This window comes from Mycobacterium kiyosense (genome assembly GCA_021654635.1).
GTDB lineage: Bacteria > Actinomycetota > Actinomycetes > Mycobacteriales > Mycobacteriaceae > Mycobacterium > Mycobacterium kiyosense.
The window spans coordinates 3,381,850-3,404,549 of the sequence record AP025179.1 but is presented as its reverse complement, the minus strand read 5'-3'; the positions used below and the strand labels follow the sequence as shown (position 1 = coordinate 3,404,549).

Sequence of the window (22,700 nt, the reverse complement as noted above, 5' to 3'; positions counted from 1 at the left end):
TTCTTGCACGTCGGCGAAACTGGCTGGCGAGCGTTGGGTCACGGGAAAGGAACACGGCAGGCATGAGTCCGGCATCCGTGCTTGACTCCATCCTCGAGGGAGTCCGCGCCGACGTTGCCGCGCGCGAAGCCCGCGTGAGCCTGTCCGAAATCAAGGCGGCCGCAGCCGCCGCGCCGCCACCGCTGGATGTCATGGCGGCGCTGCGCGAACCCGGCATCGGCGTGATCGCCGAGGTCAAGCGCGCCAGCCCGTCGAAGGGTGCGCTGGCGCCCATCTCCGACCCCGCCAAACTGGCCCGCGCCTACGAGGACGGCGGCGCCCGGATCATCAGTGTGCTCACCGAGGAACGACGGTTCCAGGGCTCACTGGACGACCTCGACGCGGTGCGCGCCGCGGTGTCGATCCCGGTGTTGCGCAAAGACTTTGTGGTGCAGCCCTACCAGATTCACGAGGCTCGTGCGCACGGCGCGGACATGCTGCTGCTGATCGTCGCCGCGCTGGACCAGTCGGCGCTGGTGTCGATGCTCGATCGCACCGAATCATTGGGCATGACCGCGCTCGTCGAAGTCCACACCGAAGAAGAAGCCGACCGCGCGCTCAAAGCCGGGGCCAACGTGATCGGGGTCAACGCCCGCGATCTGGCGACGCTGGAGGTCGATCGGGACTGCTTCGCGCGCATCGCTCCGGGGCTGCCCAGCAAGGTGATCCGGATCGCCGAATCCGGTGTGCGCCACACCGGTGACCTGCTGGCCTATGCCGGCGCGGGGGCCGACGCCGTTCTGGTCGGCGAGGGTCTGGTCAAAAAGCGGTGACCCGCGCGCTGCGGTCGCGGATCTGGTCACCGCCGGCACCCATCCGTCCTGTCCGAAACCGGCTCGCTAACTCTTGATGTGCCGCACGCGCGCTGAGTACTTGTGATGGCAGATCTTTCCAACCCGGACCTTCCGCGCACCAGCGCCGCCGTCGTCGAGCGCACCCACCACGACCCTGACCAGGGTGGGCATTTCGGCAGCTACGGTGGCCGCTATGTTCCCGAGGCGCTGATGGCGGTGATCGAGGAGGTCACCGTCGCCTACGAAAAGGAGCGCGTCGACCAGGATTTCCTGGATACCTTGGACAGGTTGCAAGCCAACTACGCAGGTCGGCCGTCGCCGCTGTACGAGACGACTCGACTGGGCGGGTACGCCGGGTCGGCGCGGATCTTCCTCAAGCGAGAAGACTTGAACCACACCGGTTCTCACAAGATCAACAATGTGCTGGGCCAGGCGCTGCTGGCCCGCCGGATGGGTAAGACCCGGGTGATCGCCGAGACCGGTGCGGGCCAGCACGGGGTGGCCACCGCCACCGCGTGCGCGCTGTTTGGCCTGGAGTGCGTCATCTATATGGGTGCGGTCGACACCGCGCGCCAGGCGCTCAACGTGGCGCGGATGCGCTTGCTCGGCGCCGAGGTGGTATCCGTCCAGACCGGGTCGAGGACCCTCAAAGACGCCATCAACGAGGCCTTCCGGGATTGGGTCACCAACGCCGACAACACTTATTACTGCTTCGGCACCGCCGCCGGCCCGCACCCGTTCCCGACCATGGTGCGCGATTTCCAGCGCATCATCGGGTTGGAGGCGCGGGCACAGATCCAACAGCAGATCGGCCGGTTGCCCGACGCGGTGGTGGCCTGCGTCGGCGGTGGGTCCAACGCGATCGGCATCTTCCACGCTTTTCTGGACGACCCCGGCGTGAAGTTGGTGGGTTACGAAGCCGCCGGCGACGGCGTCGAGACCGGGCGGCACGCCGCGACGTTCGCCGGCGGCTCACCCGGGGCGTTTCAGGGTTCCTACTCGTATCTGTTGCAGGACGAAGACGGCCAGACCATCGAATCGCACTCGATCTCAGCGGGTTTGGACTACCCCGGGGTGGGACCCGAGCACGCGTGGCTCAAAGACATCGGACGCGTCCAGTACGAACCGATCACCGACACCGAGGCGATGGACGCGTTCGGCCTGCTGAGCCGCTCCGAAGGCATCATCCCGGCCATCGAGTCCGCGCACGCGGTGGCCGGCGCCCTGAAGCTGGGTGCCGAATTGGGCAGGGGGGCCGTCATTGTGGTGAATTTGTCCGGCCGCGGCGATAAGGACGTGGAGACGGCCGCGAAATGGTTCGGCTTGCTGGACAAGTGATGACGGTGCAGCAGAGCGGGGCCAGCAGGCTGAAGCCGGTGTTCGACACGTGCCACGGCGAGGGGCGGGCGGCGCTGATCGGTTATCTGCCGACTGGCTATCCGGACGTGTCGTCCTCGGTGCAGGCGATGATCGCTTTGGTCGAATCCGGTTGCGACATCATCGAAGTCGGCGTGCCCTATTCGGATCCGGGGATGGACGGCCCGACAATCCAACGGGCCACCGAGCAGGCGCTCAGCGGGGGAGTCCGGGTTCGGGACACGCTGGCCGCCGTCGAGGCGATCAGTGCTGCCGGTGGGCACGCCGTGGTGATGACCTACTGGAATCCGGTGCTGCGCTACGGGGTTGACGCGTTCGCAAGGGATCTTGCCGCGGCCGGGGGCCAGGGGCTGATCACTCCCGACCTGATTCCCGACGAGGCGCAGGCCTGGTTCGCGGCCTCCGACCAGCACGGCTTGGATCGCATCTTTCTGGTGGCTCCGTCGTCGACGGCCGAGCGACTGGCGGCCACCGTCGAGGCGTCGCGCGGATTCGTCTACGCGGCGTCGACGATGGGGGTGACCGGGGCGCGTGATGTGGTGTCACAGGCCGCGCCCGAACTGGTGGGGAGGGTGAAGGCGGTGTCGGACATACCCGTTGGGGTCGGCTTGGGGGTGCGCTCTGCTCAGCAGGCTGCGCAGATCGGCAGCTATGCCGACGGTGTGATCGTGGGGTCCGCGCTGGTGTCGGCGTTGGGTGAGGGGTTGCCGCGGCTGCGCGCGCTGACCGGGGAACTCGCAGCCGGTGTGCGCCAGAGGGTGTCGGCATGACTCTGGCTGCCTCGCAGGTGTGGCTCGCATCGTTTCCGAGTCCGCCGCGCGGGGTCTGGCACTTGGGGCCGTTGCCGATTCGCGCGTACGCGTTTTTCATCATCACCGGGATCCTGATCGCGTTGGTGATCGGCGACCGGCGGTGGGTGGCTCGCGGCGGTGAGCGCGGTTTGGTCTACGACATCGCGCTGTGGATGGTGCCGTTCGGTCTGGTCGGTGGCCGCTTGTATCACCTGGCCACGGACTGGCGGACGTATTGGGGGTCCCGGCGGCGCCGGAACCAGTGCGGCGCTGCGTATTTGGGATGGCGGGCTGGGCATCTGGGGTGCGGTTGCCCTCGGCGTGGTCGGCGCCTGGATCGGTTGTCGGCGCAACGGTGTTCCGCTGCCGGCGTTCCTCGACGCGGCGGCTCCCGGGGTGGTGCTGGCGCAGGCGATCGGCCGGCTCGGCAACTACTTCAACCAGGAGTTGTACGGGCGCGAGACCACCATGCCGTGGGGTCTGGAGATCTTCTACCGTCGTGACCCGTCGGGCATTCTGAGCGAGCATTCCCTCGACGGCGTGTCGACGGGCCAGGTGTTCGCCATCGTGCAGCCGACGTTCCCTTTACGAATTGCTGTGGAATCTGCTGGTATTCGCTGTTCTGCTTTACCTGGACCGTCGGTTCGTGTTCGACCACGGACGGCTGTTCGCGGCCTACGTGGCGCTGTACTGCGTGGGACGGTTCGGTGTCGAGTTGCTGCGCGACGACACGGCCACTCACATCGCCGGCATCCGGATCAATACGTTCACATCGACTTTCGTGTTCCTCGGCGCCGTGGTGTACATGATTCTGGCGCCGAAGGACCGCACGGATCCGGACACGCTGCGCAGCCGCTTCGCCGACGAGGAGTCGGAAGAGGAGTCGGAAGAGGCTGAGGAGCTTGCGGCCGTCGCGGCGGGTTCGGCGGTTGCTGCCGGTGCTGGGGGTGGCGGTGACGCGGAACCGGTTGCCGCGGATGCGCAGGCCGTCGAGGAGCCCACCGACGAGGCCGAGGCCGGTACGCCCGTGGTGCTGGAGAAGGCGGCGGCTGCAGCGGCCGCGTCGGAGTCGGAGCAGGCGGACGTCGAGGCGGTCGAGCCGGTAACCGAGGCGGTCGCGGAGCCAGAGGTCGCCGAGGGGGAGGCAGAGGCAGAGGCAGAAGCGGAGCCAGAGGTAGAGGCAGAGGCAGAGCCTGAGGCTGCGGCGGCGGTAGCCGAGCCTGAGTTGGCAGAGGCCGAATCCGCGAATGAGGTTGAGACTGCCGACGGTTCTGCCGAGGGCGACACCGAGGCGGGCGAGGCTGAGTTCGCGACGGCGGATGCCGACGTCGAGGAGGGCGAGGCCGAACCGGAGACGACCGTCGAGCCCGCAGTAGCCGAGGCGGCGCCGGAGGCCGAGTCAGAGGACGAGTCAGAGGTCGCGCCAGAGCCAGAACCAGAGGGCGAGGCTGAGGCTGAGGCTGAGCGAGAGTCAGAGGCCGACGCAGAGGCCGAGGCTGAGCCAGAGGCCCACGCAGAGGCGGAGGCTGACCTCCCGCCCGCGTCGGCAACACAGGCAGAAGCAGCCGATGCAGCCGATGCCGCCGAGCCGGAGGTCACCGGGGCTGCCGACGCGGTGGCCGAAATAGCCGATACCGAACAGTCCGAGAGCGAGTCGGCTGACGAAGCGGTCGATGCAGCAGCCGAAGACGCTGAAACCCAAGAGCCGCAAGCCGAATCGCTGACGGAGGAAACCCAGACCGCACTTCCCCAGACCGCACTTCCCGAGGCCGAGCCCGCGGAGGCGAACACCGAAGCAGCGGAAGCCGCGCCGGAGAACCTCGAGGTGCCGGCCGACGACGCCCAGACCAGTCCACCGCCAGCGGAAACGCACGGTAACTCCGACGGAGAAGACCGCAAGCGATGGAGGTTCCGTCGGCGGCGCGGCTGAACCCGGGCCTGGAGTCGTTTCTCTTTTTCGGAAAGTGATATCGCCGGCGCTATCGCATTTGTAAATCGATCGGCGTTCTCCCGATGGCGGCCCGGTCCGTCGGCTGAATATGCGCCCGCCGAGAGCAATCGCAATCGACGGTCCCGCGCGTCGTCTCCGATCTGGCATCCTGAACCGGTGATCGACCAGCCGTGGCCCCCGACTGAGACGCGGCCGGCACAGACCGGCGACCAGCCCAGCCGGACCCGGAATCGCCTCGCCGCCGCCGGATCGGCGATGCTGCTGACCGGCGCCCTCGCCTACATCGGGTTCGCCGACCCGCACAACCCGGACTCGCTCTACCCGCAATGCCCCTTCAAATGGCTCACCGGCTGGAACTGCCCGGCCTGCGGGGGTCTGCGAATGACCCACGACCTGCTGCACGGGCACTTCGCGGCAAGCGTTCACGACAACGTTTTCCTGTTGATCACCCTCCCGTTGCTGGCGGCGTGGATCCTGCTACGGCGCTACCGCGCGAAGTCGTGGCTGCCGGTTGCCACTCTGGTCACCGTCTTAGTCTTGTCCGCCGCGTGGACGGTGGTGCGCAACATGCCCGGCTTCCCTTGGGTCCCAACGGTTCTCAGCGACTGACCGGCGAGAACCGGGTGACCAGAGCCGGCCCGCGACGCGACGGCGTTACGCGCGTCGCACCCACGAGACACACCTAGGACATCGAGCGCGACTATGCTTTGGCGTCGTGACTAGACGCGGAAAGATCGTCTGCACTCTCGGGCCCGCCACGCAGCAGGTTGATCTGCTCAAGGCGTTGGTCGAAGCGGGAATGGACGTCGCCCGCATGAACTTCAGCCACGGCGACTACAGCGACCACGAGGCCTCCTACGAGCGGGTCCGGAAAGCCTCGGACGCCACCGGTAGGGCGGTCGGCATTCTCTGTGACCTGCAAGGCCCGAAGATCCGGTTGGGTCGCTTCGCCTCCGGTCCCACCTATTGGGCCGACGGCGAAACGGTCCGCATCACCGTCGCGGACTGCGAAGGCACCCACGACCGGGTCTCCACCACCTACAAGAGGCTGGCCAAGGACGCCGTAGCCGGCGACCGGGTGCTCGTCGACGACGGCAAGGTCGGCCTGATCGTCGAGCGCGTCGAGGACGACGATGTGGTCTGCAGAGTCGTCGAAGGCGGCCCGGTCAGCAACAACAAGGGGATCTCGCTGCCCGGCATGAACGTGTCGGCGCCCCCGCTGTCGAAAAAAGACATCGACGATCTCACCTTCGCCTTGAAGCTCGGCGTCGACCTGGTGGCCCTGTCCTTCGTGCGCTCACCCTCCGACGTCGAGCTGGTCCACGAGGTGATGGACAAGGTCGGCCGCCGGGTGCCGGTGATCGCCAAGCTGGAGAAACCCGAAGCCATCGACAACCTCGAGGCCATCGTGCTGGCCTTCGACGCCGTCATGGTGGCGCGCGGCGACCTGGGCGTCGAGTTGCCGCTGGAAGAAGTGCCCCTGGTACAGAAGCGGGCCATCCAGATGGCGCGGGAAAACGCCAAGCCGGTGATCGTGGCGACCCAGATGCTGGACTCGATGATCGAGAATTCGCGCCCCACCCGGGCCGAAGCCTCCGACGTCGCCAACGCCGTGCTCGACGGCGCCGACGCGCTGATGCTGTCCGGTGAGACCTCGGTGGGTAAGTACCCGTTGCAGGCGGTCCAGACGATGTCGCGGATCGTGTGCGCGGTCGAGCAGAACTCGACCGCCGCGCCGCCGCTGACCCACGTACCGCGCACCAAGCGCGGCGTCATCTCCTACGCCGCCCGCGACATCGGCGAGCGCCTGGACGCCAAAGCGCTGGTGGCGTTCACGCAATCCGGTGACACCGTGCGGCGACTGGCCCGCCTGCACACCCCGCTGCCGCTACTGGCCTTCACTGACTTGCCCGAGGTGCGCAGCCAGCTGGCGATGACCTGGGGAACGGAGACGTTCATCGTCCCGCACATGAAGTCGACCGACGGCATGATCCGCGAGGTCGACAAGTCGCTGCTGGAACTGGGCCGCTACAAGCGCGGTGACCTGGTCGTCATCGTCGCCGGCGCGCCGCCGGGAACAGTGGGCTCGACCAACTTGATCCACGTGCACCGCATCGGCGAGGACGACGTCTAGTTGCCTGACGGGTTGTCCGACTTCGACGAACTGCTGGCGGTTCTGGACCTCGATCGCGTCACCGACGACCGGTTCGTCGGATCCCACCCCAGCAAGAACCCGATGCGGACCTTCGGTGGACTGCTGGTGGCGCAGTCCTTCGTGGCGAGCACCCGCACCCTGGCCCGCGACCTGCCGCCCGGCGCGGTGTCCGTGCATTTCGTCAACGGCGGCGACACCGCCAAGGACATCGAATTCCAGGTGGTCCGGTTGCGCGACGAGCGGCGCTTCGCCAACCGGCGCGTCGATGCGGTTCAGGACGGCGTGCTGCTGTCCACCGCGATGATCTCCTACATGTCCGGTGGCCGCGGACTCGAGCACAGCGTCGAACCCCCACAGGTCCCCGACCCGGAGGGGTTGCCGACGATCGGCGAGCTGCTGCGGGGCTATGAGGAGACCGTCCCGCATTTCGTCAACGCGCTGCAACCGGTCGAGTGGCGCTACACCAACGACCCTGCCTGGGTGATGCGCGACAAGGGGGACCGGCTGGGTCACAACCGGGTCTGGATCAAGGCCAAGGGCAGGCTGCCCGACGACCCGACGCTGCACACGGCCACCATGCTGTACTCATCGGACACCACCGTGCTGGACTCGGTGATCACCACCCTCGGACTGTCCTGGGGCTACGACCGGATCTTCGCGGCGTCGGCCAACCACACGGTGTGGTTTCACCGGCAGGTCGACTACAACGACTGGGTGCTGTACTCGACGTCGTCGCCGGTGGCCGCCGATTCCCGCGGACTGGGCACCGGGCATTTCTTCGACCGTTCCGGTCAGGTCGTCGCCACGGTTGCCCAAGAGGGCGTATTGAAATACTTTCCCACCGCGAAAAGGTAAGCGGTGCAACGGGATTACGATGCTTTTCTGTCGTATACGCGTCGCGATCGCCAAGCCGCCGCCGGTATCCAGCAGGGTCTGCACCGGATCGGGCGGCGGGTGGGCCAGCTGCGTGCGCTGCGGGTGTTCCGCGACGACACCGACCTGACCGTCAGCCCCGATCTGTGGGGCAAGATCACCGAGGCGCTCGACCGGTCCCATTACCTGGTTGCGGTGCTGTCGCCGGGGGCGGCCGAATCGTATTGGGTCAACCGCGAAATCAGCTACTGGCTCGACCACTCACCGACCGGCGCCGGCCGCGAGCGGTTGCTGCTGGTGCTCGCCGGCGGACGGCTGCAGTGGGACTCGGTGCACCAGCGATTCGATCCCGAGTCGTCGGACGCGGCGCCGCCGGTACTTGCCGAGCCGGGAGCGCTGCCGGCGGAGCCGTTCTTCGTCGACGTCAGCGGTGATGCGCCGTGGGATGCGCAAGCACCCGCGCTGCGGGAGAAGATCACCGCGCTGGCCGCCCCGATCCATGGTCTGCCCAAAGACCAGTTGGCCAGCGACGATCTGCGGGAGCGCCGCCGCTCACGCCGGCTGCGCGCGGCTGCCGTCGCCGCGCTGGTGGTGCTGACGGTGGTGGCGGTGGTAGCGGCGCTGTTCGCGGTAGTGCAGCAACGCGAGGCCGTCCATCAACGGCAGCAAGCGCTGCGCCAGCGCGATCAGGCAGTCGCGGTGAAGTTGGCGTCGCAGGGCGCGGCGATGCTCGCCGGCATTCAGCCGGGTGGCGACGTGCGCGCCATCCAGCAGATCTTGGCGGCCCCGGCGATCGCGCCGGGCACCGATGTAGGGACTTTGCTGAACACGCTGGCGGTGCGGCGCAGCACCGTCAAGATGTTCCCGTTGGCCGAGGCATCGTTGGGGGTCACGGCATTGAGTCCGGACGGGCGACGCATCGTCTCGGCCAGCGACAAGGCGTTGCGGTTGTGGGACGCCGAAACCGGCGCGCCGATCGGTGGCCCGCTGGTCGGCCACACCGAGCCGGTGTCCAGCGTGGCGTTCAGCCCGGACGGAACCCGCATCGTCTCCGGCGGGCGCGACGACGTGGTGCGGCTATGGGATGCCGCAACCGGGGTCCCGATCGGTGCCCCGTTCACCGGGCACACGGATGCGGTGTCGGCGGTGGTGTTCAGCCCGGACGGGGCGCGCATCGTGTCCGGCAGCTGGGACAAGACGCTGCGGATCTGGGATATCGCCACCGCCTCCCCGATCGGGGCGCCGATGACCGGACACACCGGTCAGGTGACCGATGTGGATTTCAGTTCCGACGGTGGACGCGTCGTCTCGGCGAGCACCGACAACACGGTGCGGTTGTGGGATGCGCGGACCGGAACGCCGGTCGGCGGGCCGTTGACCGGGCACACCGACGACGTGTCCAGCGTGGCGTTCAGTCCCGACGGACTACGCGTGGTCTCCGGTAGCTGGGACAACACCTTGCGGCTGTGGGACGCCCGCACCGGTGCACCGATCGGGGCGCCGCTGACCGGCCACACCGACCAGGTGACCAGCGTGGCGTACAGCCCGGACGGGCAGCGGATCGTCTCCGGCAGCGCCGACAAGACGCTGCGGCTGTGGGACGCGACCACCGGCGCGCCGGTCGGTGTACCGCTGGTTGGGCACACCGGCCAGGTGGCCAGTGTCGCGTTCGGGCCGGGTGGGCGACGCATCGTCTCCGGCGGCGCCGACGACATGCTGCGGGTATGGGACCCCGACGCGGCCCTGAGCAGGGTGCTCACCGGGCACACCGCGCCGGTCCAAAGTGTGGCGTTCAGCCCCGACGGGCACCGCATCGTCTCCGGCGGTGGCGACAACACGGTGCGGCTGTGGGACGCCGTGACCGGCGCCGCGATCGGCGCCCCGCTGACCGGGCACACCAACCAGGTCAACAGCGTGGCGTTCAGCCCCGACGGGCGCCGCATCGTCTCCGGTGCCAGCGACAACACGGTGCGGTTGTGGGACGCCCTGACCGGTGCCCCGATCGGCGGCCCGCTGCAGGGGCACACCAGCGGGGTGACCAGCGTCGCGTTCAGTCCGGACGGGCAGCGGATCGTTTCCGGCAGCGCCGACATGACACTGCGACTGTGGAACGCCGCCACCGGCGCGCCCATCAGCGCGCCACTGACCGGGCACACCGGTTTCGTCGAGTGCGTCGCGTTCAGTCCGGACGGCCGCCGCATCGCCTCGGGAAGCTGGGACACCACGCTGCGGCTGTGGGACGCGACCACCGGCGCGCCGGTCGGCGCGCCCTTGACCGGGCACACCCGGGCGGTTCGCGACCTCGCCTACAGCCCCGACGGGCAGCGCATCGTCAGCGCCAGCTGGGACACCACGCTGCGCCTCTGGGACGCGACCACCGGTGCGCCCGTGGGCGAACCGCTGACCGGGCACTCCGCGGTGGTGCGCTCCGTCGCGTACAGCCACGACGGCGCGTACATCGTGTCCGGCAGCGCCGACAACACGCTGCGGTTCTGGGCTGCCGGCACCGGTGAGCCGCTCGGTGTCCCGCTCACCGGGCACGACGAGGTGCTCACCGGCGTAGCGTTCAGTCCCGATGGTCACCGCGTGGTCTCGAGCAGCCAGGACCGGACGCTGCGGTTGTGGCCTGCTCCGACGGCGTGGCCAGAGCTGTTGTGCGACAAGATCACCGCCAACATGAGCCGGCAACAATGGCGCGACTGGGTGTCACCCGACATCGGTTACCGCACGGTGTGCCCGGGGCTGCCGATCTCGCCCGGTTAGCTTCTGGCGGCGCCCGATTCCTCGAGCAGGGACACCGCGGAGGCCCGGGTGATCTTCCAGTCGCCCTGCTTGATGAACGTCAGCTTCTGGGTCACCGGGGTCAGTTTCGGGCCCGAGATCGTGACATCCGCCGAAGCCTGGTCGGGGCCGGCCGGCTGGATATTGGCCACGGCGGCCGTCAGCGGCAGTTCGCCGTGTGCGACGGCCTGTTTCATCCGGGCATCGGCGAGGTGCGCCTCGACCGGACTGATACCGCCCTCGACCAGGTGGCTCTTGTCGACGAACGATACGTTCGGGTCCTGTAGCGCGTTGAGCAACGCCAGCAGGTCGGCGGCCGCGGGCAAGGCTGGGCTGGGATCGAGGGGCAGCGGCGAAGCGAAGTCGAGGAACTGTGTCCGGGTGGCCACCGTGTCGGTGGGCACGAGGTAGAGCGCTCCGGCGAGAGCGGCCATCGTCGCCGCGGTGGCCAGGAGTTTCGTCATCGTCCGCTGTCCTCTCAACACCATTCGGTGCTGATGTTAGACCCGGCCAGCCGCAAATTCGCCCGGATCAGGCGTAACGTTTGCGGGTAGGGCGCGGCTTGGAGGAGACGGGGTGAGGGTGCCGTCGGTGGGACTGACCAAGCGCATTCGGGCGCGCGAACGCGTTGTGGTCCAAGTCGATTCGCTAGCTCTGCGCTGTATCGGCGCGGCGGCTCTGGTCTGTGCGTCGGTCTGGCTGGTCGTCGTGCTCACCGGAAACCACCGGGACGGCCAGTTCGGGGGACGGCTGGCGTGGTCGCTGACCGTGCTGGCCGCGGTCGCGTTGATCGCGCGCGGCATCTTCCTCGGCCGTCCGGTCACCGTCATGCATGCGGTTGCCGCGACGTCAGTGCTGCTGGGCGGCTTGTTCGCCCATCTGCTGGGATTCGCGCTCCCGGGTGGGGTGCTGATCGCGAGCTCCGGGCTGGTCCTGATGTGGCCGACGGCCGCGCGCCCGCGGCCCGACGAGCTGCCGAAGGTGTGGGCACTTATCGAAGCCACGAAGCAAGATCCGTTGGCGCCGTTCGCCATGCAGACGGGCAAGTGCTATCTCTTCGACGAGACTGGCACCGCGGCACTGGCGTACCGGACGCGACTGGGCTTCGCCGTGGTCAGCGGCGATCCGATCGGCGCCGAAGAGCGATTCCCGGCGCTGGTCGCCGATTTCGCCGCACTATGCCATAGCCGCGGCTGGCGCATCGCCGTGCTGGCCTGCAGCGATCGCAGCCTGAGCCTCTGGCGTGATGCCGACACGATCGGCCAGTCCCTGACGGCGGTGCCGTTCGGGCGTGACGTGGTCATCGACGTCGAAGATTTCGAGATGTCCGGCCGCAGATTCCGCAACCTGCGCCAAGCCGTCCGGCACACGCACAACCGCGGCATCACCACCGAGGTCGTCGACGAACAGTCGCTCACCGACGCCCAACGCGCGGAACTCGCCGAGATGCTACGGGCCTCGCCCAAGGGCGCCCACACCGACCGCGGCTTTTGTATGAGCCTCGACGGCGTGCTCGAGGGCCGCTATCCCGGCGTGCAGTTGATCATTGCGCGGGATGCGGCGGGCCGCGTGCAGGGTTTCGACCGTTTCACCACCGCGGGCTCGGGCAGCGACATCTCCCTCGACGTGCCCTGGCGCCGCCGCGACGCGCCCAACGGCATCGACGAGCGGCTCACCGTCGACATGATCGCAGCGGCGAGAAAGGCAGGGGCGCAACGGTTGTCGCTGGCGTTCGCGGCGTTCCCGGAGCTGTTCGGCGAGCACCCGCGCGGCTTGCTGCGGGTGTGCTACCGACTCGTCCACATCCTGGACCCGCTCATCTCCCTGGAGTCGTTGTACCGGTACCTGCAGAAGTACCACGCCATGGATGCGCGCCGCTATGTCCTGATTTCGCTGACTCAGCTGGTTCCGCTGCTGGTCGTGTTGCTGTCGCTGGAGTTCATGCCGCGTCGACGCCGCTTGTGAGGTCCAATTTCTCGCAGTCGATGTCGCGGGGCAGATGATGGGTGGCGACCACCACGGTCCGGGCGGCGGGCAGCAGGGCGCCGTCGGCAGCCAACAGCCCGCGCAGTAGGTCCTCGGCGTCGTTCCGGTCCAGGTGCTCGGTGGGTTCGTCGAGCAGCAGGATCCGCGCGGGGGACAGCAGCGCCCGCGCCAGCAGCAGCCGTCGGCGCTGCCCCGCCGAAACCGCTTGCGCGCCGCCGACCAACACCGTGGACAGGCCCTCGGGCAGCCCGGCCAGCCAATCGCCCAGGCCGACGGCTGTCAATGCCGCCGTCAGCTCCTCGTCGGTGCAGTCACCACGAGCGACCAGCAGGTTATCCCGGACCGTGGTGGTGAACAGGTGCGCGTCTTCGGCGAAAAAGACTATCGCACTGCGTAATTCAGCTTCGCGGATGCTGTGCACGTCGACGCCGTTCAACGTCACCCGTCCCTGCAGGGGCGGCAGCAGACCGGCCAGCGTCATCAGCAGCGTGGTCTTACCGGAGCCGCTGGCGCCGGTGACCGCCAGCCGCGCCCCCGGCACCACGTCGACCGCGCACCGGATTCCCGGCGTTCCCGGGTGACCGCAACGCACATCCGCGGACAGCCGGCCCGACGGTCGCGGCAGTGCGACCGCCGAGGTTTCGTCGGGGTTGTCCAGCCGGGGAGCCAGCTCCTGCAGCCGACGCGCCGAGATCCGCGACCGGGTCAGCTGCACCGCGGCCGCCGGCAGGGCGGTGGTCGCTTCGAACGCCGAGAGCGGCAACAACATCAGCACGGCCAGCGTCGTCGGGGCCACCGAGGACCCCATCCCGATCGCGGCCACCACCGCCCCGAGCACACTGACCCCGACGGCCGCGGTGGGCAGCGCCTCGGCGATCGCCGCCGGCCGAGCGGCCGCGTCCAGGGCTGCACCCCAGGATCGTTGCCGTTGTTGGGATTCGGCGATCAGGCCGGGCAGCGCACCGGCGACCCGGAGTTCGGGCGCGTGTTCAAGCGCGAGCATGGCAGAGGTGTCCCGTTCGGAATGCTGCTCGCGGGCAACGGCTTCCTGCCGTTCGGCGGCCCGGCCGGCCAGCGCGGGAGCGACCACGCCGGCCACCAGCAGGCAGACCGCCAGCACGATCGCGGCCGAGGGCGAAATGCACCCGACGACGCCGACGGCCGCCACCATCAGCACCGCCGCGACACCCATCGGCACCAGGGCGCGCACCAGCACGTCGGCCAACGCGTCGACATCGGCGCCGACGCGGGCCACCAACTCGCCGCTGTGCAACCGGACTGCCAGCGCGGCCGGCCCGGTGGCCAGCCGGCGATAGATTTCGGAGCGGGCCGCGCCGGCCGCCCGCAGCGCGGTGTCGTGGCTGGCCAGTCGCTCGCAATAGCGCAGCACGCCGCGCGAAATCGCGAACGTGCGCACCAGCACGACCGCGATCGACAGGTCCAACACCGGGGGCAGCTGCGCGGCGCGGGTGATCAGCCACGCCGACACCCCAGCCAGGGCCAGCGCGCTGCCCAGCGACAGCGCCCCGAACGTCACAGCGGCCAACACCCTCGGCAGCCGGGGCCGCAACAGCTCCAGCGCCGCCACGAGCGGATCAGACCGGCGCATGACGCGCCTCGCTTCCGGCGACCACCTCGACGACCCGATCCCCGATCGCCAGGACCCGCTCGCGATGCCCGACGACCACCACGGTCGCGCCGGCGCGGGCCCGCGCGACGACGGCTCGCAGCACTCGGTCCTCGGTGGCGGCGTCCAGATGCGCGGTGGGTTCGTCCAGCAACAGCACCGGCGCCGCAGCGCCGAGCGTTCGCGCCAAACCCAGCCGTTGCCGCTGCCCGAGCGACAAACCCACACCGTCGCGACCCAGCACGGTGTCCAGACCGCGTGGCAACTCCGGTAACACCGCGTCGAATCCCGAAGCCGTGCAAGCACTCTCAAGATCGTCCAGCGGACCCAGCAGCGTCAGGTTGTCGCGCACCGTCCCCGGCACCAGCACCGGGCGTTGCGGCAGCCAGGACAACTGCTCCCACCACGGCTCGGACGCCAGTTCGGCGATGTCGACGCCCCCCACGGTGACACGGCCCGACGTGGGCGCCGTCAGGCCCGCAATCACCTGCAGCGCGGTGCTTTTGCCCGCACCGTTAGGGCCGGTGAACACCGTCACCGCGCCCGGTTCGACGACGGCGGTCAGATCGTCGGGGGCGCGACCCGCCCGGGACGTGACGCTGAGGTGCTCCAGGCGGATCTGTGCCCCGCGTGCGCTGACAGTCCGGCTACCCGGCGCTCGCGGCGGCGCCGCGGGCGCGCCGATGAGCGCAAATGCCTTGTCTGCCGCGGCTCGTCCGTCCTGCGCGGCGTGAAACTCCACCCCGATGCGGCGCAGCGGCCAATACACGTCCGGCGCCAGCAGCAACACGGTCAAGCCGACGGCCAGACTCATCTCCCCGAACACCAGGCGAAGCCCGATGCTGACCGCCACCAGAGCCACGCCCAGGGTGGCCAGCAATTCGAGGACGAGCGCCGACAGGAACGCGATCCGCAAGGTGGACATCGTCGAACGACGATGCGCCGCACTGAGTTCGGCGATGCGGCGCTCAGGTCCCGACGCCCGCCCCAGCGCCCGCAGCGTCGGTATGCCGGCGATCAGATCCAGCAACCTCGCCTGCAAGGTGGTCATGGCTTGCAGGGCGGCGGCGGCACGGTCGGCGGTGGCCAATCCGATCAACACCATGAATACCGGTATCAGTGGCAGCGTGATCACCACAATGACCATCGACTTCAGGTCGTAGCAGGCGATCACCGCGACGGTGGCCGGGGTGAGGATCGCGGCCAGCAGCAACGTCGGCAGATAGCCGGTGAAGTACGGGCGCAGGCCGTCGAGGCCGCGGGTGACCACCGTGGCGGCCGAGTCTCGTTCTGCGGCAAGCTGATCGGGTGGTCGGGCCGTCACCGCCGTCAACACTTGCCCGCTCAGGTCGGCGATCACCGCGCTGGCGCCCCGCTGTCCCAGCCGGGCCTGTAGCCAGTGCGCCAGCGTGCGGATAACCCACAGTGCCGACAGAATCGACAGCGATGCCGACCATTCGCGCAACTCCCGCGCGGCGGGGTCGGTAGCGACCCGCGCCACCAGGCCGCCCAGGACGATCGCCGCCGCGATGGCGCAGCCCGAGATCACCACGCCGCAGAGCACACTGGCGGCCAGGTAGCGGCGCAATGCGGTGGACGCCCGCCACAGCCGGGGGTCCACCGGACCCCGTGCACTCCTACCGGTCAGGACGGACGCCTGGTCAAACCGATCGACGCAGGTATCCGGTCAGCCGAGATGCGTTGCCGGAATACCCAATACGTCCAGGCCTGGTACACCACCGTCAGCGGCGTCATGATCGCGGTCACCCAGGTCATGATCTTGAGGGTGTAATCGGTGGACGACGCGTTGTAGATCGTCACGTTCCACTGACTGTTCAGCGTGGACGGAACCAGGTTGGGGTAGAGCGAGCCGAACAGCAGCACCACCACGCTGGCAACCACCAGCAGCGTGCACACGAACGCCCACCCATCGGAGGCGCGTCGCCACACCAACAGCACCGCCGCCACCTGGGCCAGCACCGCCACCCCCAGCACCGCCCAGGTCCAGTCCTTGCCGTGCGCCAGCTGCGTCCAGATCCCGAACGCGGCAACCAACACCGTTACCGGCAGCGCCAAGATGCGGCCGAATCGGTGGGCGTCGTCGCGGATGGAGTCGGCCGTCTTCAGCGAGACGAACACCGAACCGTAGAACAAGAACAATCCGGCGGTGGCCAGACCACCCAGCAGAGTGTAGGGGTTGAGCACGTCACCGATCGAGAGGTCCACCTGTCCGTCGGGGCCCACCGGGAGCCCGCGCACCAGAATGGAAAACGCTGTGCCCCAGAGGATTGCAGGAAGCCAGGAGCCGGCGGCAATGCCGAAGTCGGCCCAGCCCCGCCATTTCGTGTCGTCGACCTTGCCGCGCCACTCGATGGACACCACGCGCACGATCATGCCGAACAGGATCGCCAGCAGCGGCAGATAGAGCGTGGAGAACACGGTGGCATACCAGCCGGGGAAGGCCGCGAACATGGCCGCGCCCGCGGTGATCAGCCAGACTTCGTTGGCGTCCCACACCGGCCCGATGGTGTTGAGTGCCGCGCGCCGATGCGCTTCCCGATCGCCCTTGCTGACCCGAGCGAACGGTTCCATCAGCATGCCCACGCCGAAGTCGAAGCCCTCGAGGATGAAAAAGCCGAGGAACAGTGTCGTGATGAGGCCGAACCACAACTCTTGGAGTTTCACCGGTCAGCTCCTTTCGGCGTCTAGTAGGCGAACGACAGGGGTGCCACGTCGTCTTCCTGCTCGGCAGGAGGCGCGGCCGGTTCGGCGTCGTGTTCCAGCGGCCCCTCCGCGATGTAGCGCTTGAGCAGCCAGAACCACACCACCGCGAGCACGGCGTAGACCAGCGTGAACGTCACCAGCGAGGTGATCACCACCCCGGACCCGTGATGCGACACCCCGGCCGCGACGGTGAGGTGGACGTTCGGGTCGCCGGTCGGGTTCGGGGCGACGATCCACGGCTGGCGGCCCATCTCGGTGAACACCCAGCCGGCACTGTTGGCCAGGAACGGTGCCGGGATCGCCAGCAGCGCAAACCAGGCGAACCAGCGCTGGTTCGGGATCCGTCCGCCGCGGGTCAGCCACAGTGCGGTCAACGCGAACAACACCGGAATGGCCAGCAGTCCGATCATCGCGCGGAAGGACCAGTAGGTGACAAACAGGTTGGGGCGGTAGTCATTTGGGCCGAAGCGCTGGTTGTAGTCCCGCTGGATGTCGCGCACACCCTGCAACGTGACGCCGTCGAACTTGCCCTCGGCCAGGAACGGCAGCACGTACGGCACCTCGATGACACGGGTGAGCGCATCACAGTTGTTCTGTCGCCCGACCGTCAGGATGGAGAAGTCCGGATCGACCTGGGTGTCGCACAGCGACTCCGCCGACGCCATCTTCATCGGCTGCTGCCGGAACATCAGCTTGCCCTGGTGATCGCCGCTGAAGAACAACCCGACCGTGGCGAGGAGCACCACCCAGCAGCCCAGTACGGTCGCCGGGCGATACATCGCCCGAGTGCCCGGGTCGACGGTGTCGGTCTGTGACCGCACCAGCCACCAGGCGCTGACGGCAGCCACGAACGTGCCCGCGGTCAGCAGCGCGCCGGTGACCGTGTGGCCGAACGCCGTCAGGCCGGTGTTGTTGGTGAGCAACGCCAGGATGTCGTTCAGTTCGGCCCGGTGGGTCTGCGGGTTGTAGTGCACGCCCACCGGATGCTGCATGAACGAGTTCGCGGTGATGATGAAATACGCCGAAACGTTCACCGAGATCGCGACGATCCAAATGCAGGCCAGGTGAACCAGTTTCGGCAGTCGGCTCCAGCCGAAGATCCACAATCCGATGAAGGTCGACTCGAAGAAGAAGGCCAGCAGGCCCTCCATCGCCAGCGGCGCGCCGAACACGTCGCCGACGAACCTCGAATACTCGCTCCAGTTCATCCCGAACTGGAACTCCTGCACGATGCCGGTGGCCACCCCGATGGCGAAATTGATCAGGAACAGCTTCCCGAAGAACTTCGTCAGCCGGTACCAGGCGACGTTGTCGGTGACCACCCAGGCCGTCTGCATGATGGCGAGCAGTGGAGCCAGGCCGATGGTGAGCGGCACGAAAATGAAGTGGTAGACGGTGGTGATACCGAACTGCCAGCGCGATAGATCAACAACGTTCATCTGTCAGCTCCCGGGGCTGCGGGACAATCTACGACGGAGTGTAGTAATCGGTTCTGGCCGACGCCAACTCGATGGGCGTGCTGATCAGCCGGTGAGGTTTTTGGACGCCTTCCGGATGCCGAACGACGACACGATTTCGAAGACACCGATGACGATGAGCCAGATGCCGACCACATACGCCAGGGTGATGATCGATTGGAAGGGGGAAGCCATCACGACGATCCCCGCCAACAGGCTGATCAGGCCGATGAAGATCGCCCAGCCCCGACCGGGAAGTTCGGGATCGCTGATGGCCGAGACCGTGGTGGCCACACCGCGGAAGATGAACCCGACCCCGATCCAGATCGCCAGCAACAGCACGGCGTTGCCGAAGTGACGGAACGCCAGCACCGCCAGAATCAGTGATGCGGCACCGCTGATGAACAGCAGAATCCGGCTGCCCGCCGACACGTGCAGACTGAACGCGAAGACGACCTGGGCAGCGCCGGTGACCAGCAGGTAGGCGCCGAAGAAGATGGCGGCCACCAGGACCGTTTGACCCGGCCAGGCCGCCACGGCGGCGCCGAGCGCGAGCGACAAGATCCCGGATACCAGGGTGGATTTCCAGAGGTGGGGGAGCAGACTAGGCGGCGACAATGTTGCGGGACTAGTTTCCATGCAGCCAGTGTGACGCATGTGGCGGAGCCGGGGTAGGGGTCTTTTGACCTCAGACGGGTGCGACACGGAGGTCTTCGGCCGGCAGACTGTCCGGTTCCTCGACCGGCTTGCGGCCCATCAGGTACCAGGTGCGCATCACGCCTTTGCCCTTGACGTCGATGTAGCCGCGTTCGCGCAGTTCGAAATCGTCCTTCAGCCGCTCGTAGACCTCGTCGGGCACCTGGATCTGCCCGACCGAATCGGTGGACTCCATCCGGGATGCGACGTTGACCGCGTCGCCCCAGACGTCGTAGAAGAACCGGCGGGAGCCGACCACCCCGGCTACGACGGGACCGGTGGCCAGTCCCACCCGTAGTGGAACCGCTCGTCCGTGCGGATCCTTGAGCGCGGCTGCGGCGTCGGCCATGTCGAGAGCGAAATCGGCTAAGGCGTGCACGTGGTCGGGCCGCGGGCGCGGAACCCCGCTGACGACCATGTAGGAGTCGCCGCTGACCTTGATCTTCTCCAGCTCGTACTTGTCCACCAGCGCGTCGAACGCGCTATACAGGCGGTCCAGGAAACGGACCAGGTCGGCGGGTGGGGTGCTGCTGGCACGTTCGGTGAAGCCGACGATGTCGGCGAACAGCACCGAGGCCTCGTCGTACTTGTCGGCGATGACGCGCCGCTCGGGTTCCTTGAGCCGTTCGGCGATGCTGGCCGGCAACATGTTGGCCAGCAGTGCCTCGGAGCGCTCGTACTGTTCCTCCATGACCGCCTCGGCCCGGGCGGTGTCGCGCAACGCGAAGTAAACCGTGGCGACCACCATCACGCACGCCGAAATGGTGGTGACGACAAAACCCGTGGACTGCGCCCAATCCGGCTGCAGGCCGGTGCTGCGCGGGATCACGAACTCGGACATGATCACCAGCCCGGCGCCGAGCGCCGCCAGGAAACTGGCCAGCACGATGTGCTCGATACCCAGCAGCAATACGGCCAGACATGACCCGACGATGAAGAACAGCTGGGCGCCCGAACCGGTTCCCACGTCCCAGCAGCTGGCCAGCACGGTGGCGTAGGCGGCGAAGATAAAGGTCAGCGGTGCCACCAGTTCGCCGAAGCGGTGCAGCATCGGAACGAACGCAAAGACCAGCGCCGCGGCGATATTGATCGAGATGACCTGCCACAACCACGAGCCGGTGAGCAGCTGGACGGCAACGAAGCTCCCGCTCACCAGGACGGCCATCCAGGCAGCGATGTCGAGAATGCGCGCCCGGCGGGCAGCGGCGTCCGCGTAGTGCTGCCGCAGGTCTTTGGTTTGGGCTCGGACCGCGGCGACGCAGTCGGGCCGGCGAACCGGGTCGTCGTTGCCAGCTTTGAGGGCAGCGCACTTTTTTGCGCCCATGGGGTAAAGCCTAACCGTTGGCCGAGATTAGCGAGCGGTGTTGCCGCGTACCTTGACCGCAACGACCAGGGGTTGTGCCGGTATTCCGGGCTGATGGTCGCGGCAGACCGATAAATAGAGAATTCTCCCGATTTATTCGGTCTGCCGCGCGGGTCCAAACTGCCCAGTAGGCGCCTCTTGGTGGGGCGCGCTGACGGGAGGGCGCCGCTATGTCGTTCGTATTCGCGGCTCCGGACGTGGTCTCCGCGGCCGGGACCGATCTGGTCGGACTGGCTTCGGGTTTGCAGGGGGCCACCGCGGCCGCGCTCGGGCCGACCACGGCGATTCTGTCGGCCGCCCAGGATGAGGTATCGACGTTGATTGCGGCGCTTTTCGAGGGGCATGGCCAGGACTTTCAAGCGCTCAGTGGGCAGGCCTTCGCGTATCACGAGCAATTCGCGCAGTTGCTCAGCGCCGGCGGAGGTGCGTACGCCGCCGCCGAGGCTGCCGGTTCGAATCCGCTGCAATTCTTGAGCCAGGCGGTGTTCGGGGTGATCAATGCGCCCACTGAGCTCCTGTTGGGTCGTCCGCTGATCGGCAACGGCGCCAACGGCACTCCGGGCACCGGGCAGAACGGCGCTGCCGGAGGCATCTTGATCGGCAATGGTGGGTCCGGCGGGTCCGGAGCGCCGGGTCATAACGGTGGCGCCGGTGGCGCGGCCGGGCTGCTCGGTACCGGCGGGGCAGGCGGTGCCGGCGGCAAGGTGGCATCGGGTACCGCCGGCGCCGGTGGTGCGGGCGGTGCGGGTGGTCTGCTGGCCGGCACCGGCGGCGTGGGCGGTGCCGGAGGGGCTTCCGCTTCCGGAACAGGAGGAGCCGGTGGGATCGGTGGTGCCGGTGGACTGTTCGGCGCGGGGGGCCTCGGCGGCGCCGGCGGCTTCGGCGGTGTCAACGGCGGTGCCGGCGGTGCGGGTGGGGCCGGCGGGCTGCTCGGCGGGCTGATCGGTGCCGGCGGCGGCCACGGCGGGGCCGGCGGATACGGCGATGCGGGTGCGGGCGGTGCGGGCGGTGCCGGCGGCAACGCCGGTCTGCTCGCCGGTCCCGGTGGGGCCGGCGGCACGGGCGGACACGCGGCCGGAACTGGGGATAACGGTGGTGCGGGAGGCGCGGGCGGCAACGCAGGACTGCTGTTCGGCGCCGGCGGCGGTGGTGGGCGGGCGGGTCCGCCGAAGACGGACTCGGCGGCGCAGGTGGGTACGGCGGTAACGCCGGCCTGCTGTGGTCCAACGGCGGTTCGGGCGGCGCGGGGGCTTCGGCAGCAATATCGGCGGTGCGGGGGTGCCGGCGGCAATGCCCTGTTGCTCGGTTTCGGTGGGATCGGTGGATCGGGCGGATCCGGCCAGATAGCGGGCGCGACCGGTGGCGCTGGGGGCCAGGGCGGTCTGCTGCTGGGCGACGGCGGTTCCGGCGGGACCGGTGGGTGGAGCCCCGGCCACGGCGGCACCGGCGGCACCGGCGGAAGAGCTTTCTTGATCGGCGTGGCCGGCAACGGCGGTGAGGCCGGTTACGGCGTCTCAGCGAACGGCGGCGCCGGGGCGAGCGGCATCGCCAGTCCGCTACAGCCGCTGTTCACCGCCCTCAACGTGCCGACCGAAGCGGTGCTGGGGCGCCCGCTCATCGGCAATGGCGCCAACGCGGCGCCGGGATCGGGATTGACCGGCTCGCCGGGAGGCCTGCTGCTCGGCGACGGTGGGGCCGGTGGATCCGGTACGGCCGGCCACCCGGGCGGCGTCGGCGGTGCTGCCGGGGTGCTGGGCACCGGCGGTGCCGGCGGTATCGGAGGGGGAGCTCCGACCGCGGGCAACGGCGGCGCCGGTGGCGCTGGGGGCGCCGGTGGGGCGCTGCTGGGCGATGGCGGATCCGGCGGCCCGGGTGGCTTCGCGTTCTCCGGTAGTGGGGTCGGCGGTGCCGGCGGCGCGGGCGGGGCCGGCGGCTTGCTGAGCGGCGGCGGGGCCGGCGGTGTCGGGGGCTCGGCTTCGGTCTGAGCGGTGTCGGGGGCGCGGGCGGGTCCGGCGGGGCGGCCGGCTTGCTGAGTGGCGGCGGCGGCGACGGAGGTTCCGGCGGATTCGGCGAGGCCGCGGGCGGT

At 68.6% G+C, this 22,700-nt stretch carries 15 protein-coding genes and 2 pseudogenes; 10 read left to right on the top strand and 7 right to left on the bottom strand.

Annotated features, from left to right (window positions below; genetic code table 11):
* Nucleotides 1-62 precede the first annotated feature (62 nt).
* The 8 genes and pseudogenes from trpC to L6444_RS15930 all read left to right on the top strand — a co-directional run bounded on the left by trpC (nucleotide 63) and on the right by L6444_RS15930 (nucleotide 10,743).
* Nucleotides 63-882 (top strand): annotated as a pseudogene (gene trpC, locus L6444_RS15965) (indole-3-glycerol phosphate synthase TrpC).
* Nucleotides 883-917: 35 nt separating this feature from the next.
* Nucleotides 918-2,171 (top strand): tryptophan synthase subunit beta, encoded by a 1,254-nt coding sequence (gene trpB, locus L6444_RS15960; RefSeq protein WP_236975362.1) that lies wholly within the window; start codon nucleotides 918-920, stop codon nucleotides 2,169-2,171.
* Nucleotides 2,168-2,980, top strand: a complete 813-nt coding sequence (gene trpA, locus L6444_RS15955; RefSeq protein WP_236975360.1) for a tryptophan synthase subunit alpha — start codon at nucleotides 2,168-2,170, stop codon at nucleotides 2,978-2,980. Before trpB ends, trpA begins: the two co-directional genes overlap by 4 nt.
* A pseudogene (lgt, locus tag L6444_RS15950) lies at nucleotides 2,977-3,995 on the top strand (prolipoprotein diacylglyceryl transferase); the annotation flags it as partial. The gene trpA and the pseudogene lgt, both read left to right, overlap by 4 nt.
* 1,212 nt (nucleotides 3,996-5,207) lie before the next feature.
* Nucleotides 5,208-5,561, top strand: a complete 354-nt coding sequence (locus tag L6444_RS15945) for a DUF2752 domain-containing protein (RefSeq protein WP_236984176.1) — start codon at nucleotides 5,208-5,210, stop codon at nucleotides 5,559-5,561.
* A 106-nt stretch (nucleotides 5,562-5,667) separates the two neighbouring features.
* Nucleotides 5,668-7,086, top strand: a complete 1,419-nt coding sequence (gene pyk / locus L6444_RS15940; RefSeq protein ID WP_236975358.1) for a pyruvate kinase — start codon at nucleotides 5,668-5,670, stop codon at nucleotides 7,084-7,086.
* Entirely contained in the window at nucleotides 7,087-7,962 is an 876-nt protein-coding gene (locus tag L6444_RS15935) for an acyl-CoA thioesterase II (RefSeq protein WP_236975356.1), read from the top strand.
* A 3-nt stretch (nucleotides 7,963-7,965) separates the two neighbouring features.
* Nucleotides 7,966-10,743, top strand: coding sequence for a TIR domain-containing protein (locus L6444_RS15930; protein WP_236975353.1), 2,778 nt, complete (start codon nucleotides 7,966-7,968; stop codon nucleotides 10,741-10,743).
* Here L6444_RS15930 and L6444_RS15925 read toward each other — a convergent pair.
* Entirely contained in the window at nucleotides 10,740-11,225 is a 486-nt protein-coding gene (locus L6444_RS15925; RefSeq protein ID WP_236975351.1) for an MTB12 family secreted protein, read from the bottom strand. The genes L6444_RS15930 and L6444_RS15925 overlap by 4 nt on opposite strands.
* Nucleotides 11,226-11,337: 112 nt before the next feature.
* On the opposite strand from L6444_RS15925, the gene L6444_RS15920 reads away from it, so the two are divergent.
* Nucleotides 11,338-12,726 (top strand): bifunctional lysylphosphatidylglycerol flippase/synthetase MprF, encoded by a 1,389-nt coding sequence (locus tag L6444_RS15920; RefSeq protein WP_236975349.1) that lies wholly within the window; start codon nucleotides 11,338-11,340, stop codon nucleotides 12,724-12,726.
* Here L6444_RS15920 and cydC read toward each other — a convergent pair.
* The 6 genes from cydC to L6444_RS15890 all read right to left on the bottom strand — a co-directional run bounded on the left by cydC (nucleotide 12,701) and on the right by L6444_RS15890 (nucleotide 20,575).
* A complete protein-coding gene (cydC, locus tag L6444_RS15915) occupies nucleotides 12,701-14,356 on the bottom strand; it encodes a thiol reductant ABC exporter subunit CydC (protein WP_236975341.1) in 1,656 nt (551 codons plus the stop codon). The genes L6444_RS15920 and cydC overlap by 26 nt on opposite strands.
* Nucleotides 14,343-15,962, bottom strand: coding sequence for a thiol reductant ABC exporter subunit CydD (cydD, locus tag L6444_RS15910; protein WP_255731306.1), 1,620 nt, complete (start codon nucleotides 15,960-15,962; stop codon nucleotides 14,343-14,345). The genes cydC and cydD overlap by 14 nt, the downstream gene beginning before the upstream one ends.
* A gap of 56 nt (nucleotides 15,963-16,018) precedes the next feature.
* A complete protein-coding gene (gene cydB / locus L6444_RS15905; protein ID WP_236975332.1) occupies nucleotides 16,019-17,059 on the bottom strand; it encodes a cytochrome d ubiquinol oxidase subunit II in 1,041 nt (346 codons plus the stop codon).
* A 20-nt stretch (nucleotides 17,060-17,079) separates the two neighbouring features.
* Nucleotides 17,080-18,537 carry a cytochrome ubiquinol oxidase subunit I gene (locus L6444_RS15900; RefSeq protein ID WP_236975330.1) on the bottom strand — a complete coding sequence of 486 codons (1,458 nt, stop codon included), beginning with the start codon at nucleotides 18,535-18,537 and terminating at the stop codon, nucleotides 17,080-17,082.
* 84 nt (nucleotides 18,538-18,621) lie between these two features.
* Nucleotides 18,622-19,212, bottom strand: coding sequence for an HdeD family acid-resistance protein (locus L6444_RS15895; protein ID WP_236975328.1), 591 nt, complete (start codon nucleotides 19,210-19,212; stop codon nucleotides 18,622-18,624).
* Nucleotides 19,213-19,243: 31 nt separating this feature from the next.
* Nucleotides 19,244-20,575 (bottom strand): adenylate/guanylate cyclase domain-containing protein, encoded by a 1,332-nt coding sequence (locus tag L6444_RS15890; RefSeq protein WP_236975326.1) that lies wholly within the window; start codon nucleotides 20,573-20,575, stop codon nucleotides 19,244-19,246.
* Nucleotides 20,576-20,784: 209 nt separating this feature from the next.
* On the opposite strand from L6444_RS15890, the gene L6444_RS15885 reads away from it, so the two are divergent.
* Nucleotides 20,785-22,599 carry a PE family protein gene (locus L6444_RS15885; protein ID WP_459561244.1) on the top strand — a complete coding sequence of 605 codons (1,815 nt, stop codon included), beginning with the start codon at nucleotides 20,785-20,787 and terminating at the stop codon, nucleotides 22,597-22,599.
* The last annotated feature ends 101 nt before the right edge of the window (nucleotides 22,600-22,700 follow it).